Origin of the sequence: Flavobacterium fluvii, assembly GCF_900129545.1 — a bacterium.
GTDB lineage: Bacteria > Bacteroidota > Bacteroidia > Flavobacteriales > Flavobacteriaceae > Flavobacterium > Flavobacterium fluvii.
Genome location: NZ_FQWB01000001.1, coordinates 1,012,626 through 1,029,933, shown reverse-complemented (window position 1 = coordinate 1,029,933; position 17,308 = coordinate 1,012,626). Strand labels below are relative to the sequence as shown.

At 36.7% G+C, this 17,308-nt stretch carries 15 protein-coding genes; 7 read left to right on the top strand and 8 right to left on the bottom strand.

The window, feature by feature from the left end:
- Positions 1-56: 56 nt before the first annotated feature.
- On the top strand, positions 57-584 hold the full coding sequence (locus tag BUC16_RS04205) for a hypothetical protein (RefSeq protein WP_073368163.1): 528 nt from the start codon (positions 57-59) through the stop codon (positions 582-584).
- Positions 585-723: 139 nt separating this feature from the next.
- The gene (locus BUC16_RS04200; protein ID WP_073368162.1) at positions 724-1,830 is read left to right on the top strand and encodes a glycosyltransferase; all 1,107 of its coding nucleotides are present in this window, start codon (positions 724-726) and stop codon (positions 1,828-1,830) included.
- Positions 1,831-1,868: 38 nt separating this feature from the next.
- On the opposite strand, the gene phoU is transcribed toward BUC16_RS04200, so the two are convergent.
- From phoU to BUC16_RS04160, 8 genes are all read right to left on the bottom strand, one after another.
- Complete coding sequence (gene phoU, locus BUC16_RS04195; protein WP_073368160.1) at positions 1,869-2,531, bottom strand: phosphate signaling complex protein PhoU; 663 nt, start codon at positions 2,529-2,531, stop codon at positions 1,869-1,871.
- Between the two features lie 52 nt (positions 2,532-2,583).
- Positions 2,584-3,342 carry a phosphate ABC transporter ATP-binding protein PstB gene (gene pstB, locus BUC16_RS04190; protein ID WP_141226078.1) on the bottom strand — a complete coding sequence of 253 codons (759 nt, stop codon included), beginning with the start codon at positions 3,340-3,342 and terminating at the stop codon, positions 2,584-2,586.
- 140 nt (positions 3,343-3,482) lie between these two features.
- Positions 3,483-4,427 carry a phosphate ABC transporter permease PstA gene (gene pstA, locus BUC16_RS04185; protein WP_073368157.1) on the bottom strand — a complete coding sequence of 315 codons (945 nt, stop codon included), beginning with the start codon at positions 4,425-4,427 and terminating at the stop codon, positions 3,483-3,485.
- 2 nt (positions 4,428-4,429) lie between these two features.
- A complete protein-coding gene (gene pstC, locus BUC16_RS04180) occupies positions 4,430-5,665 on the bottom strand; it encodes a phosphate ABC transporter permease subunit PstC (RefSeq protein WP_073368156.1) in 1,236 nt (411 codons plus the stop codon).
- 68 nt (positions 5,666-5,733) lie between these two features.
- Positions 5,734-6,567: a PstS family phosphate ABC transporter substrate-binding protein gene (locus BUC16_RS04175; protein WP_073368154.1), complete on the bottom strand. Its 834-nt coding sequence runs from the start codon at positions 6,565-6,567 to the stop codon at positions 5,734-5,736.
- 269 nt (positions 6,568-6,836) lie between these two features.
- A complete protein-coding gene (locus BUC16_RS04170) occupies positions 6,837-8,168 on the bottom strand; it encodes a porin (protein ID WP_073368153.1) in 1,332 nt (443 codons plus the stop codon).
- A gap of 182 nt (positions 8,169-8,350) precedes the next feature.
- On the bottom strand, positions 8,351-9,418 hold the full coding sequence (locus BUC16_RS04165) for a sensor histidine kinase (protein ID WP_073368151.1): 1,068 nt from the start codon (positions 9,416-9,418) through the stop codon (positions 8,351-8,353).
- 40 nt (positions 9,419-9,458) lie between these two features.
- Positions 9,459-10,142, bottom strand: coding sequence for a response regulator transcription factor (locus tag BUC16_RS04160; RefSeq protein ID WP_073368150.1), 684 nt, complete (start codon positions 10,140-10,142; stop codon positions 9,459-9,461).
- 224 nt (positions 10,143-10,366) lie between these two features.
- Here BUC16_RS04160 and BUC16_RS04155 point away from each other — a divergent pair, with 224 nt between their 5' ends.
- From BUC16_RS04155 to BUC16_RS04135, 5 genes are all read left to right on the top strand, one after another.
- A complete protein-coding gene (locus tag BUC16_RS04155) occupies positions 10,367-13,147 on the top strand; it encodes a TonB-dependent receptor (protein WP_073368148.1) in 2,781 nt (926 codons plus the stop codon).
- Positions 13,148-13,327: 180 nt separating this feature from the next.
- Entirely contained in the window at positions 13,328-14,539 is a 1,212-nt protein-coding gene (locus BUC16_RS04150) for a beta-helix domain-containing protein (RefSeq protein ID WP_073368146.1), read from the top strand.
- A gap of 211 nt (positions 14,540-14,750) precedes the next feature.
- Entirely contained in the window at positions 14,751-15,089 is a 339-nt protein-coding gene (locus BUC16_RS04145) for a T9SS type A sorting domain-containing protein (RefSeq protein ID WP_073368144.1), read from the top strand.
- Positions 15,090-15,192: 103 nt separating this feature from the next.
- Complete coding sequence (locus BUC16_RS17450; RefSeq protein WP_244534338.1) at positions 15,193-16,137, top strand: T9SS type A sorting domain-containing protein; 945 nt, start codon at positions 15,193-15,195, stop codon at positions 16,135-16,137.
- 195 nt (positions 16,138-16,332) lie between these two features.
- Positions 16,333-17,262: a T9SS type A sorting domain-containing protein gene (locus BUC16_RS04135; protein ID WP_073368143.1), complete on the top strand. Its 930-nt coding sequence runs from the start codon at positions 16,333-16,335 to the stop codon at positions 17,260-17,262.
- Positions 17,263-17,308: the final 46 nt, after the last annotated feature.

Genomic DNA, 17,308 nt, shown 5'->3' with positions numbered 1-17,308 from the left:
TAGTTTCTATTCAAAAATCATTATTTTTAATCTTCCAACTTAAAAAACAGTCTATTATGAAAAAATTAGTATTCCTGTGTTTTCTTTTTGTTTTCTCAAATAGTTTTTATGCTCAAGACACTGAAGCGAAAAAGGAACCTGTCAAGAAAGAAACTACCAAAAAGAAATCAGGATATGATTACGACAAAGAAGTTCCCGTAAAATCTACAAAAAAAGAGGTGACTTCTAAATCAACTACCACTAAAGCAACTACCAAGAAAGAAACCACCAAAAAGAAATCAGGATACGATTATGACAAAGATGTCACTGTCAAAACTTCTGCAAAAAAGGAAACTGTAAAAAAAGAAACAACATCAAAAGCAAAAACAGCCGACAAAAAAGTGGTTGACAAAAAAGAAACGGTTTCAAAAGACACAAAAAAGAAAGTAACCAAAGCCCCAACATTAAAAGAGTCCAACGAAAAAGCTCCAAAAACTCCAGACAAAGTTACTGGTGAATACAATGGCAAAAAAGTTTACACAGGCCCAAGAGGCGGAAAATATTACATCAACAAAAACGGAAACAAGACCTATATCCAGGACTAACATTTCCTAAAAAAATTAACTGTCCAGAAATAGAATTCTGGACAGTTTTTTTATACCTTAACTTAATGGTAAAATAATGCTTTCAAAATGTGAAACGTTGGTGCTTTTTATATCTTTCGCCCATAATTTATACAAATAAATGGATTTCAATTCTACCAACAAAACTATCTTGATTGCTCCTTTAAATTGGGGTTTGGGTCACGCCACAAGATGTATTCCCATCATTAAGGCATTGCAGGAAAATGATTATGTTCCAATTATAGCTTCGGATGGAGTTGCACTGGAATTATTGCGAAAAGAATTTCCTTATCTGCAATCGCTGGAATTGCCTTCGTACCAAATAGAATATGCCAAGAACGGCAAAAATTTCAAATGGAAGTTGTTGCAAAATTGTCCCAAAATGATTGAAGCCATTTTGGAAGAAAAAAAAACAATCAAGAAATGGGTCAAGAAATACAATATTGACGGCATCATTTCAGACAATCGATTGGGGGTTTACAGCCAAAAAGTGCCTTCGGTATTCATTACCCATCAACTGAACGTGATGACGGGAAGTACCACCTGGATTACCAGTAAGCTGCATCAATATGTCATAAAAAAATACGTGGAATGTTGGGTGCCGGATTTTGAAGGAATCCAAAATTTGAGCGGCAAACTAGGCCACGTAAAAAAAGTCGATTTCGACATAAAATACATTGGCCCATTGAGCCGAATGCAAAAAAGAGAGGTTGCAAAACGATACGATTTGATGATTATTTTATCGGGGCCGGAACCTCAACGAGGATTATTGGAAGAGAAACTGAAAAAAGAAATCTTGCTGTTTGAAGGCAAAATAGTCTTTATAAAAGGCATTGTCGAAGACAACCAGAAAAAGGAAGAGACAAGCAATGTAACGTATTACAACTTTATGAATAGCCGCCAACTGGAACAAACATTCAACGAAAGTGAAACCATTTTGTGTCGTTCCGGTTACACCACCATAATGGATTTGGTAAAGCTGGGAAAGAAAGCCTTTTTCATTCCAACACCAGGCCAATATGAACAGGAATATCTAGCCGAAAAATTCAAAAAAGAAGGATTGGTTTCCTATGCAAAACAGGATGATTTCAGGATAGAAAACCTTATGGAAACCGATGTTTATAAAGGATTGCCCCAGTTAGAAAACCAATTGGATTGGAGAAATTTATTTCAGGTATTCGAGAACAAAACCATCCCACTTGTCATCAAAAAACCCGAATTACACTAGCAATTAGTCTAATTCGGGTTTTAATATTTAGGTTACAATCAAGATTCCGTATTCGGATTTTCGTGTTTGATAATCTTGGCATAAACAATAAAATAAACATGCTCGGCGATATTGGAACAATGATCGGAAATTCGTTCCAAATGTTTAATGACAATTACAAGATTTGTTCCTGACAACACCGTTTTTGAATGGGACTTCATTTCAGAAATGATGCCTTGAATAGCTTCTTCGCTTTTATTTTTAATTGCCGCATTCAAACTAAAAATTTCTGCAAAAGTATGTTCGTCACGAGTCAAGAAATAGGAATTGGTTTTTGCCGTAATGAGTTCCACTTGTCTGCCTAAATCTGCAATTTCAAACTTGGATACCAAATCGTGTTTGTCCTTGATGTTTTTGGCTCTTTTGATGATGCTGACGGCCAAATCCCCTATTCGTTCTATCTCGTTGCTAATTTGCAAAGCTCCCATGATAAAACGCAAGTCAGAAGCCACGGGCTGTTGAAGGGCAAAAATACTTTGACAAATCTCGTCGATTTTTACGTCTAATTTGTCGATTTTATTCTCAATTTTCTTTACTTCTTTACCTTCAATTGGTTCAGAAAGCAATGCTTTTACCGATTCGCTAACTTGGCTTTCGGCCAAAGAACCAATTTTTACGATTACATTATTTAATTTTTCTAATTCTATTTCAAAATGTGTCATACTGATATACGATTTTAGGTATTGGATATTGGATAAAAGATTTTGAATACGATTATCCGAATCTTCCCGTGATATAATCCTCGGTTTGTTTTTTTTCTGGCTTGGTAAAAATAGTATTTGTTTTCCCCATTTCAATCAATTCACCCATATAAAAGAACGCCGTATGATCACTGGTTCTTGCTGCTTGTTGCATATTGTGGGTCACAATTATAATGGTGTACTGTTCTTTCAATTCATGTACCAATTCTTCAATTTTAGATGTCGAAATTGGATCCAAGGCGCTGGCTGGTTCGTCCATAAGGATAATGTCCGGGCTTACCGCCAATGTTCGTGCAATACACAACCGTTGCTGTTGTCCTCCAGACAATCCCAGGGCAGAATCGCCCAACCTGTCTTTTAATTCGTCCCAAATGGCTGCTTGTCGCAAAGAAGTTTCCACAATTTCGTCCAATTGGGTTTTGTCTTTTATGCCGTTTATACGAGGGCCGTAAGCTATATTTTCATAAATGGATTTCGGAAAAGGATTGGATTTTTGAAATACCATCCCTATTTTTTTTCGAATATTAACAACATCCACGTTCTTGTCATAGATGTCGATTCCTTCCACAAGCAATTCACCAGTTATTTTTACACTTGGAATCAAATCATTCATTCGGTTAATGCATCTCAAAAAAGTAGATTTACCACAACCAGAAGGCCCTATTAAAGCGGTTACTTTATTGGCTGGAATCTGCATCGAAATTTCCTTCAACGCTTTTTTCTCGCCGTAGTACAATGACAAATCATTAACCTGTATTTTTATGTCTCTCATTTTATTTTTGTTTATGCCACAAAGGCGCAAAGGCACGAATTTTAATTATTTGAAATATTTTTTTAAGTCTTTTTCCAAATTCACCAACACAATTTCTTTGTGACTTGGCGACTTGGCGGCATTTTTTTGTGCCTTACTTTTTATTTTGCTTTTCTTCTAATTCTTGATCGAATGATTACCGCTACCAAATTTAACGACAATGTTAAAATCAACAATACCAAGGTTGTTGCAAACTGGATAGGCATTGTTTTCTCCACATCAGAAGATTGGGTTGACATAATGTAAACATGGTATCCTAAATTCATGAATTGGTCGCTTAAAGAACCCGGCAAAGTGGCCAAATAATATGCTGCTCCAGTAAACAAAATAGGAGCAACTTCGCCGGCACCTCTACTCACGGCAAGAATTGTTCCGGTCATGATTCCGGAAATAGAACCCGGAAAAACGACATGCTTTATGGTTTGCCATTTGGTAGCGCCCAATGCCAAACTGGCTTCTCGCAACTCTCTCGGAATTGTTTTCAAGGCTTCCTCAACAGAAACGATAATCACGGGAAGCGTCAACAAGGCCATTGTTAAACTCGCCCAAAGAATGTTGGGTTGTCCCCAACGCAATTGCCCATCATTGAAAGCGGAATCCATTCCAGTTCCCACAAATTGGATAAAAAAACCAAGACCAAAAAGCCCGAAAATTATCGAAGGAACTACTGCCAGTGTCCGAATGGAAAACCGAACCGCTGCGGCAAATTTTGAATTTTCGTGTGCATATTCCGTTAAATAAATCGCCGTAATGGTCCCGAAAGGAACGGCCGCTATCGACATCACGATAACCAATATAAAAGTACCTATCAATGCTGGAAATATTCCTCCTTGGGTCATTCCGTCGGTTGGAAAAGAACTGATAAATTCCCAGGAAAACTTAGTGCGTCCTTGATAAATAATGATTCCCAAAATGATAACCAAGATGGCAATAATTAAAACAACCGCAGTTTGCGTCAATCCCACAACTGCTGTTTCTTTTACATCTTTTCCCCTGCCGTTAGTCTTGGCAAAAGGATTTTCTGTTATGCTAATTGCTTTTTCCATATTTATTTACCTTGGAATTTTTTTATTAATCTTCCTTTGACATAAAATTCTGCCACCGCGTTCAATATGAATGAGAAAATGAAAAGCAAAGACCCAATAAAAAACAAAACGCTGTAATGGGTTTCTCCAAAAACAGTTTCGGCCATTTCAGAACCAATGGTAGCCGCAAAAGTTCGCACACTTTCAAATGGATTGGCCGACAACAATGCCGCGTTTCCGGTTGCCATAAGCGCAATCATCGTTTCTCCAAAAACACGACCCACGCCCAAAAGCAAGGCTGCAAAAATACCCGGAGTTGCCGCCGGCAAAATCACCGAAAAGGCGGTCTGTGCTTTGCTGGCTCCCAATGCCAAACTGGCTTCGGTATAGGTTTTAGGAACTGATGACAAAGCATCTTCTGAAATCGTGTAAATAATGGGAATTGCCGCCAATGCCATCGCGACACCGCCAATGAAAGCATTCAATCTTGAATCGTAGCCAAAAATATCCTGGAAAAAAGTAGCCAAGACCATCATGGCAAAAAATCCAATTACCACCGATGGAAAAGCCGCCAACATTTCGATAATGGGTTTTATGATTTCCTTTCTTCTATTGGAAGCAAAGCAAGAGGTGTAAACGGCAGCCAATATTGCCAAAGGTCCGGCAATCAACATGGCGATGATGGTTACTTTCAAAGTACCAATAAACAAAGCAATCAATCCAAATCGAGGATTATCGGAAACAGGAACCCATTCCGTGGAGAAAAAAGTACTCCAAGTTTTATCTGCTCCTTCTTTGTTTCCAGTAACTTTTTCGTCAATAGCAACTACATCTTCCGAAGCGGAATCCGGGTTTAAATCTTCGGTTACCGTTCCGTAAGTTTCCGGTTCTGCTGCTGCTGTTTCTTCAACAACTGGATTTAAATCTTCTGTTGGCGAACCATAAGTTTCGGGTTCCAGACTTTCTGCAGGAGCACCATAGGTTTCCGGTTCACTATCTGCCGTGGAAGTTTCGCTTCCATAAGTTTCAATTGCTGCCCCAGTAGTTGTTTGGATTTCGGTATTTGCTTTCGCTTTATCATTAAAACCGAATAATGGCAACGATTCCTTGAAAACAAAAATAAATATCAAGAAAATAACGGCTATCGAGAGAAATGCCACCGAAGAAATAACTTTCTCGGCCAGAAACTCGGAAAGCCTGAATTGTTTTTTCAAACTCTCTTTGGTAAAAGTTTGTTTATTTGGATGAGGAGAATTCATTTAATGGATTTAAGAATGCATATAAAAAATCCCTCCTTAATGAAAGAGAGGGATTTCCTTATTTGTTTTTATTTTACTGGAAAATATCCTACTGCTGCAATCATTTTTTGACCCTCTGGACTCAAAACCCAGTCAATAAAAGCTTTGGTCTCGCCTGTTGGTTTCGTCTTCAAATACATGTACAAGTATCTTGAAATTGGGTAGGTTTTGTTTTTAATGGTAGCTTCCGTTGGCAAAACTCCTTTGCTTTTGGCATCTTTTTTCACTTTACAATCTTTAACACCTTCGGCATAAGCCGCACCACCGTAACCAATGCTGTATTTGTCTTTTTTTACTGCATTTACAATCGCAGCGGTTCCAGGCAAAGTTTGACAAGCTGGAGAAAAATCAGTTTTCACAACGTGTTCCTTGAAAAATTCAAAAGTTCCCGAGCTGCTTTCCCTTCCGTACAATTGGATTTTTGCATCGGCTCCACCCACTTGCTTCCAGTTGGTAATTTTACCAGAAAAGATATCCCCAATTTGTTGCATTGTCAATTCAGAAACCGTATTTCCTTTGTTCAAGAAAACAGACAAACCGTCTTTTGCACAAGCAATTTCGATTCCGTTTTTTTTGTATTTCGTCTTGATTTTTTCTAATTCAGCCGGTTTGATTGGACGACTTGAGTTTGCTATATCCGTAGAACCATTTATTAATGCCGCAAGTCCTACTCCTGATCCACCACCAGTTACCTGAATAGTCGTTCCTGGATGTTTTTTCATATAGGCTTCAGCCCATTGTTGTGATAAAATCACCATAGTATCCGATCCTTTAATCGTTATTTTATTCAAAGTAGTAAAGGAAAATCCAATAGTCATCACTACTGCCAAAAGGGCTGCTATTTTTAATTTAGTTGTTTTCATTTTTTGGTATCTTTTAATTTTTGACAAAAGTAAAGCGTCAACGTTAAGGCTATGTTAAGCAAGTATTATTCAATCTTTACTATTTGGGTATTTTTTACACTAATTTTACAATAAAGAAAAAGTCACATAACCAGAAAACCTATTTTGATACTGATTATCAAAGATATAACATTAAATACCTAAATAAAAATAAAAAAAAAGAGGCTGTTTCACAACTCGTGAAATAGCCTCTTTTTATCAAAATAATGCTCAATTTATATATTGCAAAATTAGAAATTAATCTGTGCTTGCAATCTCAATAAATTTCCTTGTTGTCTGTTGATTGGAAGTGCGCTGTCTTCAAAAGTCCTGTCAGAAATAACCCATTCCGCCGTCAACTCAAATGCTTTAAGCGGTTGCCATTCTATACCCAATTCATAATCTCTTACCACATAACTTCTGGCATCTTTTTCAAACTTCTTTCCTCCATCATAATATTGGAACTTGGCAAAAGGATACAAGAAATGGTGTTTTGCCAAATTCAAGTCCCATTTGTAATTTAATGTTACATAACCACCATCTAAACTGGTAACATCAACTGAATTAGTAACGTTATCATAACGCGGTCCTTTCCCAATGTTGTATTCTGTTTGGATACCAAATGGTTTTGGATACAATACAAAAGTAGCTCCAACTCTTTGGTCTAATACATATTGCTTGTTAAGTGGAGTAGTTACTCCTGTAGATAATTCGCTGGTAAAAGCCCATTTTCCTGTATAAGCTTGCAATCCCGGTTCAATTATTTGGTTTCCTATAACAAATGGATAAGTTACCCTGGCAACAACGTGCAAGTTTCTGTTCGCTTCTGATTTATTCGCAGTTTGACCGTTATAAGCCCCAAATGCAAACACGCCATAATCTCCGGAACCTTTATACCCATCTTTTACAAGCATTGCAAAACGCTCCCTAATTTCAGCTGGAGCCCAGTAAAAAAAAGCTCCTAAATCTCTTTCATTGGCAATGGCACTATTCAAACCATCATTACGATCCAAAGTCAAACGATTTTGGCTGGATTGCAAATTTTCAAAACCGAATGGGATTTTACTCTGACCAAGTCTAATTCTATATTCTCTTTTCTTGTCGAATGAAATATCGGCATAAGCATCTCTAATTTGGGCAAAATTATTCACACCCGTCGATGGAGAACTGGCGAAATCTGGCTGAATATAAACAAAAACATTAGGATGAACTTGTCCCGAGATAACAACACGAGCTCTTCTTATAAAAAAACCATTATTTGATTTTGCGTCTGGAGCTGTTGAAGTTGTTCCCCAGGATTTATCGCATTGGTCGCAAGACACTTTATCATTAGTGGAAAACAATCCGTTATATCTAACTTGGACATATCCTCGAATAGAAATTTTGTTGTACCAAGCTTCTTTATCGGCTTTTTCTTTATCGGCTTTTTCCTTTGAAACTATCTTTTCTTTTTCAACCTGCTTTTCCTTATTGATGGAATCCAAGATACGAACCACTTCTTTCTTGATTTCATCTTTCTTTACATCTTGCGCATTCACTGTAAATGAAACAGCCAGTAAACTTGCAAATAAAACTTTTCTCATTTCTTTTTTATGATTTATTTGCCGCAAAGGTGATGCTGCAATGTTAATTTAATGTTATCTCAATGTTATTTAGATGATAATTTAATGTTAACGGCGATTTTCCTAGAAACAAAGTTCCTTTTTTAATCCCAATATAACAAACATTAATCTAACAATCAGCAACCTAAATTTATTATATCATATTAAGAAATGTTTAATTTAGCTTTGGTCATGGTAAAAGAAAATTCGGATCCAATACCGAATTCGCTTTCCACATATATCTTTTCCTTATGGGCTTCGATAATGTGTTTTACGATGGCGAGACCCAATCCGGAACCTCCTTCTGTGCGGGAACCACTTTTATCCACACGATAGAAGCGTTCAAAAACTCTTGGAAGATTTTGTTTTTCAATTCCTTCTCCATTGTCGGTAACTCGAACCAACACTTTTTTCTTGGTCAGGTTAATCACGCTTACCTCGGTCAAACCGCCTTCTTTACCATATTTAATGGAATTGACCAACAAGTTTTCGACAACTTGTTGCATTTTGTCTTTGTCACCTTTTACAAAAATGGGCTGGATATGATAATTTTCAAATGCCAAGGTAATTTTCTTTTTATCGGCCTTCATTTCCAATAAATCAAAAACATTTTGAATCAATTCGACAATATCAAATTCAGAAAATTCCAGATTCAAGTCACCCACTTCCAGTTTGGTGATCATGTCCAAATCTTCGACGATATAAATCAATCGTTCCACACCCTTTTCGGCACGTTTCAAGTATTTTTTCCGAATGGCCTTATCTTCCATTGCACCTTCAAGCAGTGTAGAAATATAGCCCTGAACCGTAAATAAAGGAGTTTTTAATTCATGCGAAACATTTCCCAGAAATTCTCTTCGATATTCTTCGCGAACTTTCAACATTTCGATTTCCAGTTTTTTGCCCGTGGCATATTTCTTCATTTCCAGTGTCAGCGTTTCCATGTCGGTCGTTATGGGCTGATTGATGAAAGTACTCGATTCCAGCAGGGAAACATCATCGTAGATTTTTTTTACCCTACGATAGATAAACCGTTCTACCCTGTATTGTATGACGATAAAGGAAAATGCATAAATAAAAAAAAGGAAAATACCTCCAAACAAAAAGATGCTTTTCGGGGTATATTTGAACACCATTGTTGCCAACAGCATAACAAATATAGTAGCAAAAAGACTGATGTATAAAGCTGAAATTACGGCAAACCTATAGGTTTTCTTGAAACTTATTTTCATCTTTCAATGTTCAGGGATTGGTGCAAATTTAACACTAAAATTACACTTCGAATTTATAACCGATACCTTTTATGGTCTTGAAAAAATCATCTCCAATTTTCTCTCTAAGTTTCCTGATGTGGACATCTATGGTTCTTCCACCCACGACAACTTCATTCCCCCAAACTTTGTCCAAAATTTCATCTCGCTTGAATACTTTTCCCGGTTTTGAAGCCAATAAATAAAAGAGTTCAAACTCTTTTCGAGGCAAAGCAATTACCAAATTGTCCTTTATTATTTTATATTCTTCGCGATTGATTTCTATTCCACCCACATTTAGCGTTTCACTTTTTACCTCTTGTTCTTTTGAACGACGCAACAATGCTTTCACCTTGCTCACCAACAACTTGGGTTTGATTGGCTTGGTGATATAATCATCGGCACCGGCATCAAAACCTGCCACTTGCGAATAATCTTCACTTCGGGCGGTAAGAAAAGTAATGATTACGTTATTGAGTTCAGGAATTTTCCTGATATTTTCACAAGCTTCCATTCCGTCCATCTCCGGCATCATCACGTCCATAATGATAAGATCCGGCATTTCTTTTTTGGCTTTTGTTATGGCATCTTTACCATTGGAAGCCGTAACAATTTGATATCCTTCCTGGGCAAGATTATACCCTACAATTTCTAAAATATCCGGTTCGTCATCAACTAGTAAAATCTTTGTGTTTTGTTTTTTCATGTTTAGAAAACTAATGTTAATTCATTGTAATTATACATTAAAGACACCTATATGATCGTCTTTCCGATTGTAAATGTAATAATAAAAGAATAGTTAAAAAGCTTCATTAACCGCAATTTAATATGTTAACCATTTATTAATATTCACGAAACTAAATGGTAATAATCAGCTAACTTTTACTTTACAAAACGGACATTCCTTTGCAAAAACAAAAACCAATTAAAATGAAATTCAGATTATTGTTTATTGCATTATTAATTTCCACCCTTTCCTTCGCGAAAAATGATGGAAAAATCACGGGTATATTAACAGATAAAAGTATACAACAAAAAACATTGTCAGCAGTAACTGTCACAATAAAAGAAGCAAATATAAGCACTACAACAGATGCAGAAGGAAAATTTTCCATTGCTATTCAACCTGGAGTTTATATCGTCGAGTTCAGCTTGGCCGGATATGAATCTACCGAAATCTTGGTTACCGTAAACGAAGGACAAACAACTATTACCAATGAATCCTTGGTTCCCACTAATTACAATCTAAAAGAAGTAGTAATCAGGTCGACAGGAAATAGGGAAAAAGAAACTGCCATTTTGCTGGACCAAAAAAATGCTGTGGTAATCAAACAAAGTATTGGAGCACAAGAAATGGCTCGTAAAGGGGTTAGCGATGTCGAGGAAGGTTTGACTAAAATAACCGGAATCACGAAGGTGGACGGAAGAGGTTTGTTCATTCGTGGACTGGAAGACCGCTACAACAACTTACTGATAAACGATTTGCAATCCCCATCCAACAGTCCTTTCAAAAAAATAATTCCTTTGGATTTATTCCCGACTGACGTGGTAGGAGTCTTGAATGTCTATAAAACTTTTAATCCAAACATTTCTGGTGATTTTGCCGGTGCAACCATCAATATCGAAACGCCACAACCAAAAGACATTACCAAATTGAACATTGGTTTTGGATATACTACCAACAACAATCTTGAGAAATTTTTACTTTCTTACGATGCCAATTCAACCAAAGGAACATTCGGTTTCTTGGGCGATGACAGGGCCCTTCCCAATGCTTTTGGATCGGTTCCAAACGGAACAAAACTTTCCCCATCACAATATGAGGAGGCTTACGGTAAAAACTCATGGGATGTTGCCGCAACCAAAAGTCCTTTGAATTCAAGCATTGGATTTTTGCACGCACAGAAATTCAAATTGGAGAACGAAAGAAGTTTCAGCTACATTATGTCAATCAATTTTGACAACAACTATTCATATACGGAAGGTGTTGACCGAACTTTCAATCTTGGTCAAGGCAATTATGACAATAATCTTTACACCACTCAATACAGTTATCAAACAACACTTTCTGGCTTATTGGGTTTCAAGTATAAAACAAAACGTTTTAATGCCAACCTGAATTCCATGTTCATCAAGGCTACCGAAAGCAAAATTCAAGATCAATTGGGATACACCAACAGTTTGGCCAACCAAACCAACAATCTTATCCGAATGAATCAATATGAAGAATCGCTTTACTGGAACAACCAATTATTGGCCGATTACAAAATAACCGAAGACGGAAAACATACCATCAAAGCTGGTGGAGCTTATGTAAATACTTCTTTTCAACAACCTGACAGAAAATTTCTTCTGGGTGTAAAAGTAAATGAAGACGACATCAACATGTCTTATGGTGGAAACAACTTGAATCGTCAATACCTGGATATCAAAGGAAACTTCTATTTCTCTTCATTCCTGGAATACAACCTGAAATTTGGGTCCAAAGAAAAGAACAACAACCTGTCGATAGGTTACAACAACTTTCTTAACGATATGGAATCCAGTTACCGTTTCTTGTCCGGCAAAAAAAATATCGAAAAAAATTTTACTGGCAACTTGAACAACATCAGTTCCTACATCAATGAGGACATCAACAACGGGATCTTGTATGTACAGGAAGAATCCAATGGCGATTACAAAGTAAAACTGAACCAGTTCGTGAATGTGGGTTATTTCAATTTATTGATGAATTTTGGAGAAAAATGGAACATCAACGCTGGATTAAGAGCCGAAAATTCAACTCGTGAAATAAAATACAGAGAACAGGGAGATCCTTTTGGAAGTGCCTACCGTTTGAAATCTGATGACAAAACAGACATTCTTCCTTCGATAAATGCGAAACGCATTTTGAACGACAACAGCAACTTGAGAGTATCATTCGCAAAAACAATCACACGTCCGGTTGCCATGGAATTACTACCTATAAACTACATCAATGCCGATGGAACATCTGAAAGTGGAAATCCAAACTTGTTGAACAGCGAAAATTACAATGTTGATTTTAAATATGAATTGTTCCCTAACAACAAAGAATTATTTGCTGTTGGAGTATTTGGAAAAATGATCAACAACCCAATCGAAAGGGTTTTTAAACCAACGGCAAACAGCGGTGGACAAATTACCACTTTCAAAAACTCGGAAGAAGCCGTAATTTTTGGAGCCGAAATAGAAATGCTTTTCCAATTGAGCCGCATCAGCAAGTCACTTGCCAATTTCTCTTGGGGTTTCAACACTTCATTAATGAGTACCGATGTTACAATCGACATAACCAAACAAGGAAACGAATTGGAAAACAACAGAAACAGAGCCTTACAAGGAGCTTCCAACTGGTTGATCAACTCTGACCTGAAATATGATTTCGACATCAACAAGGATTGGAAAAACTCGATGAGTTTGGTTTACAATGTTTACGGAGACCGAATTTATGCCGTGGGTTCATCAGGAATTGACCACATCTATGAAAAATCATTCAGCAAACTGGATTTTATTTGGACAAACACAATTTCAAAAAAGATTGAAGTAAAATTTGCAGTAGACAACATTTTAAATCCAAATTACAGAAAACAACTCGGAAGCGAAAGCACGTTGAACATCACCGAAAATTCCCTGATTGTTCGAGAATATAAAAAGGGAGTCGGTTTTTCCATCAATCTGGGATACACCTTTTAAACAATATCAAAAAGAGCTTATTCAGCTCTTTTTTTTATGCCTTTTCATAACATAAAATTTACATGAAATTCACTGTTATATAATGCTTTAGTAACAATTTGCTAACTAAATTCAGGAATATCAAAACTACTTTTGGAATAAATAATTAAACAAAAAAAACAAAATTAAAACTCACTAAAAATGAAAAAATTAGTATTCAGTATCGCCTTCTTATCATTGGTTTTTACCGGTTGTTCATCAAGTGACAACGACGTAGTAACGCCTCCAGCATTAGGAACGGGAGAAATAACAGGAGATGTAACGGCTTCTAAAACGTTTATCAAAGGTACTTACACTATAAGCGGAACCGTTAGAGTAAAAAGCGGAGCAACATTAACTTTCGAAGCAGGTTCTGTCATCACTGCAGATGTTACCAATGGTACGGATGCCTTATTGGTAGAAAAAGGTGGATTGTTAAACATCGCTGGAACAGCTGCTGAACCAGTTGTATTCACTGAAAAATCAAAAACTGCAGGATCTTGGGGTGGAATAATAATTTTTGGAGATGCTCCAATCGTGTCTGGAAAAACTGCTGACGGAACTCCAATTACCACAGCCACTTCAGAAGACGGAACAAACATTATTTACGGAGGAACCAATGCTGCACACAGTAGCGGAAGCTTAAAATACGTTCGTGTGGAATATGCCGGAAAGAAAATCTTGGACGGAAACTCTGAAATGAATGGATTTTCATTCTATGCAGTAGGATCAGGAACAGTCTTGGAAAATCTTGTAGCTTACAAAGGAGCTGATGATGGTTTCGAATTTTACGGAGGAACCGTGAGTGCCAAAAACTTGATTTCTTACGGAAACACGGATGACTCTTTTGACTGGCAAGATGGATGGCAAGGTCAAGCCAATACCAACTGGTATGCTTACCAAACAGGAGCTGGAAATTTCGGAATGGAAATTGAAGCAAAAAGTGTAAACAATGCTTTCTTTCCAAAAGTATCCAACATTACATTAAGAAGAGCTGCCAATACAGCAACTGAAGCTGGAAATCCACTTGAAATTGATGCTATCCAATTCAAAAAAGAAGGAAACGGAGAATATTCCAACATTGTAATTTCAGGATACACAAATACTGCAATTTCAGGAGCTACAACAATAAATGCCGTTGCTGTAAGAATTCAAGAAGCTACCACAAACACAAACCAAGTTACTGGCGGAAAAATAAAACTGTTGAATGTTAAAATTGGCGACAGCACACCTCAAACTGGTGCTGGAGCAACTGGTTTCACGATAGCTTTCCCAACTGGAAACTTTACAACCAGCACAACAGCAACTGGAGCAGCATTGACTCCAGGAGCTTGGGCAATTGTTGACGGAGTAAATTTGTTGGGTAATTTGTAAAAACAAATTTCAGTACACATAAACAAAAAAGCATCCCGGAAATCCCGGGATGTTTTTTTGTTTATGACTTAAAAGACAAAGCTTCAATCACTTCCAAATCCTATTGATTTAGTTAATTATTCCCTAAAAAAGCTTCCGTAACGTATTTTTATCCACTTTGGTATACTATTTGAAAACTTTTTTAATACCTTTACTATTCCAAATTGAACCCATGACGAAAAATTACTTTTATATTGCCACTTTACTGGTTTTTTTCTTTACTCTTGGCCTTTCTGCCCAAGAGTCAAAGCAACAATCCAAAGTTCAAGAATCAGCTTCCATTGAAGGACTGAACTTGTACCCAAACCCCGTGAGCAATGGCAAAGTATATATTACTTCAAAAAACGACTTGGACAAAGACATCATTATTTTTGATGTTTTAGGCAAAAAAGTACTTCAAACAACCCTTAGTTCGAGAGAACTTGGCGTTTCCAGCCTGTCTCCAGGTGTCTATATCATCAAGATAAACGAAGGAGAAGCCACAGCCACCAGAAAACTTATCGTAAAATAGAAGAATCTCGGATTTTTTCTTAATTTAATGGTTTATTCATATTGTTTTTTTCTTTCAGGGAAAAATTCTTGCTATATTTGTAAGGAACTTAAACCCTTGAATTATGAAAAAACTTTACACTTTCTTTTTTATTTTATCGGCTTCCTTATCGTTTGGGCAAACATCATTGCCTTTCTCTGACACATTTAGTTATGCGAGTGGCAATTTACATGAAACTTCCCCTTGGTCTGCAGTAGGAACTGCTTCTCCATCAGACCACATTCTTTTAGATGGCTCAAAAGTAACTTTTGCAGGCGGAGGAACAGACGCACAAGTATTAATTAATACACAAACAACTGGCACTATTTATTTTAAACTTGATTTAAAAATAACCTCTATGGCTGGAGTTACAGATGCAAATGGCGGATATCTTGCAGGTTTTGCACAAAACAGCACAACTTTTGGCGGAACTTTATGGGCAAAAAGGATAGATGACAACACCTATAATTTAGGAATAGAAACTAGAACAGGAACAGGATTACTTACAACTTACACAACTAGCACTTACAACACTGGAACAAGTTACAGCATAATAATTTCTTATACTTTCAACACTGCTTCGGCTGCCGATGATGTTACAAAATTGTGGGTTAACCCTACTTCTAGCGACGAAGCAACCCCATTATTAACCGACACTCACACTGGCACTGACTTAACACAAATTGCAAGTTTCTTTTTAAGACAAGACAGCACAACTGAAACTGGCTCTGCGGAAGTGGATAATTTAAGAATTTCAACAACATTTGCAGATGTTTTGGCAAACAATAAATTCAACACAATTGCTGGATTAAGCGTTTATCCAAACCCGGTAACCAAAGGCACTTTATACATTACTTCCAACAGTGATTCGGCTAAATCCGTAGCCATCTTTGATGTGTTGGGCAAACAAGTATTAAACACAAAAACTTCAAGCAATACGGTAAATGTCTCCACTTTAAAAGGCGGTGTTTACATCATTAAAATCACCGAAGAAGGCAAAACAGATACCAAAAAACTAATTATTGAATAGTTATTTCATCCTGTATTTTAAAAGCTCCAATCGCAAAATTGGAGTTTTTTTCTATTTAAATCGACAGAAAAAACAAACATAACACTATTACTATCAAAGAATTAATAATCTCCAAAAAAACAAAAATCTAAATTTTTATGTTTTTGAAAAGAAAATACTTACTATATTTACATTTTAATTCTAAAACTCCCTGATATGAAAAAACTTTACACTTTATCAATTATTTTATTTACCACTTTGTCTTTTGGACAAACACCACCAATCAGTCTTGTTGCAGCTGGCGTATCTTATGATGAGAATTTCGACGGAATGGGTAATCTATTAGGTTTTCTTCCTGGCTGGACTGCCATTAACGCTAATGGATCGTCATTAACAATGGCATTAAATGATGGCTCGACAAGCACTGGAAATGTTTACAATGTTGGCCTAACATCTGGAGACGTCGACAGAGCTTTTGGAACACTGGCAGAGGGAACAACCACCCCGGTTTTAGGAGCTGTTTTTCAAAACAATACAGGCAGTGTAGCTACAAAAATAGCCATCACATCCAGAATGGAGCAGTGGAGATCCAGTACTAATCCTACAAACGAGGCAGTGGCATTTTACTATAGTTTAGACGCCACAAGTTTAAGCACAGGAACTTGGACTGCTGTAACCACTTTGAATTTAAACGAAAAATTAACCACAGCAGTTACTAACACAGCAGTCAACGGAAATTTGTCTGTCAATTACACCAATATGTCAAATACAATTTCAGGTTTAAATTGGCCAAACGGTGGAAATTTATGGATTAAATGGGTAGATAATATTGACGCTGGTAACCCTAATGGATTGTTTGCTATCGATGAATTTAGGATAGTGATTACTACAGTCTTGGGTGTTAAGCAAAACACTATTTCAGGCTTGAATATGTATCCAAATCCTGTTTCTAAAGGAACTTTGTACATTACTTCCAACAGCAGCGATGTAAAATCTGTTTCAGTTTATGATTTGTTGGGAAAACAGGTCTTGAATGCCAAAACATCAAACAATGCCGTAAATGTTTCGAGCTTGACAAGCGGTTCTTACATCGTAAAAATCACTGAAGACGGAAAAACAGACACCAAAAAATTAATTATCCAATAATTAATTTCTTCTTATATCTTAAAAACTCCAATCACAAGTTGGAGTT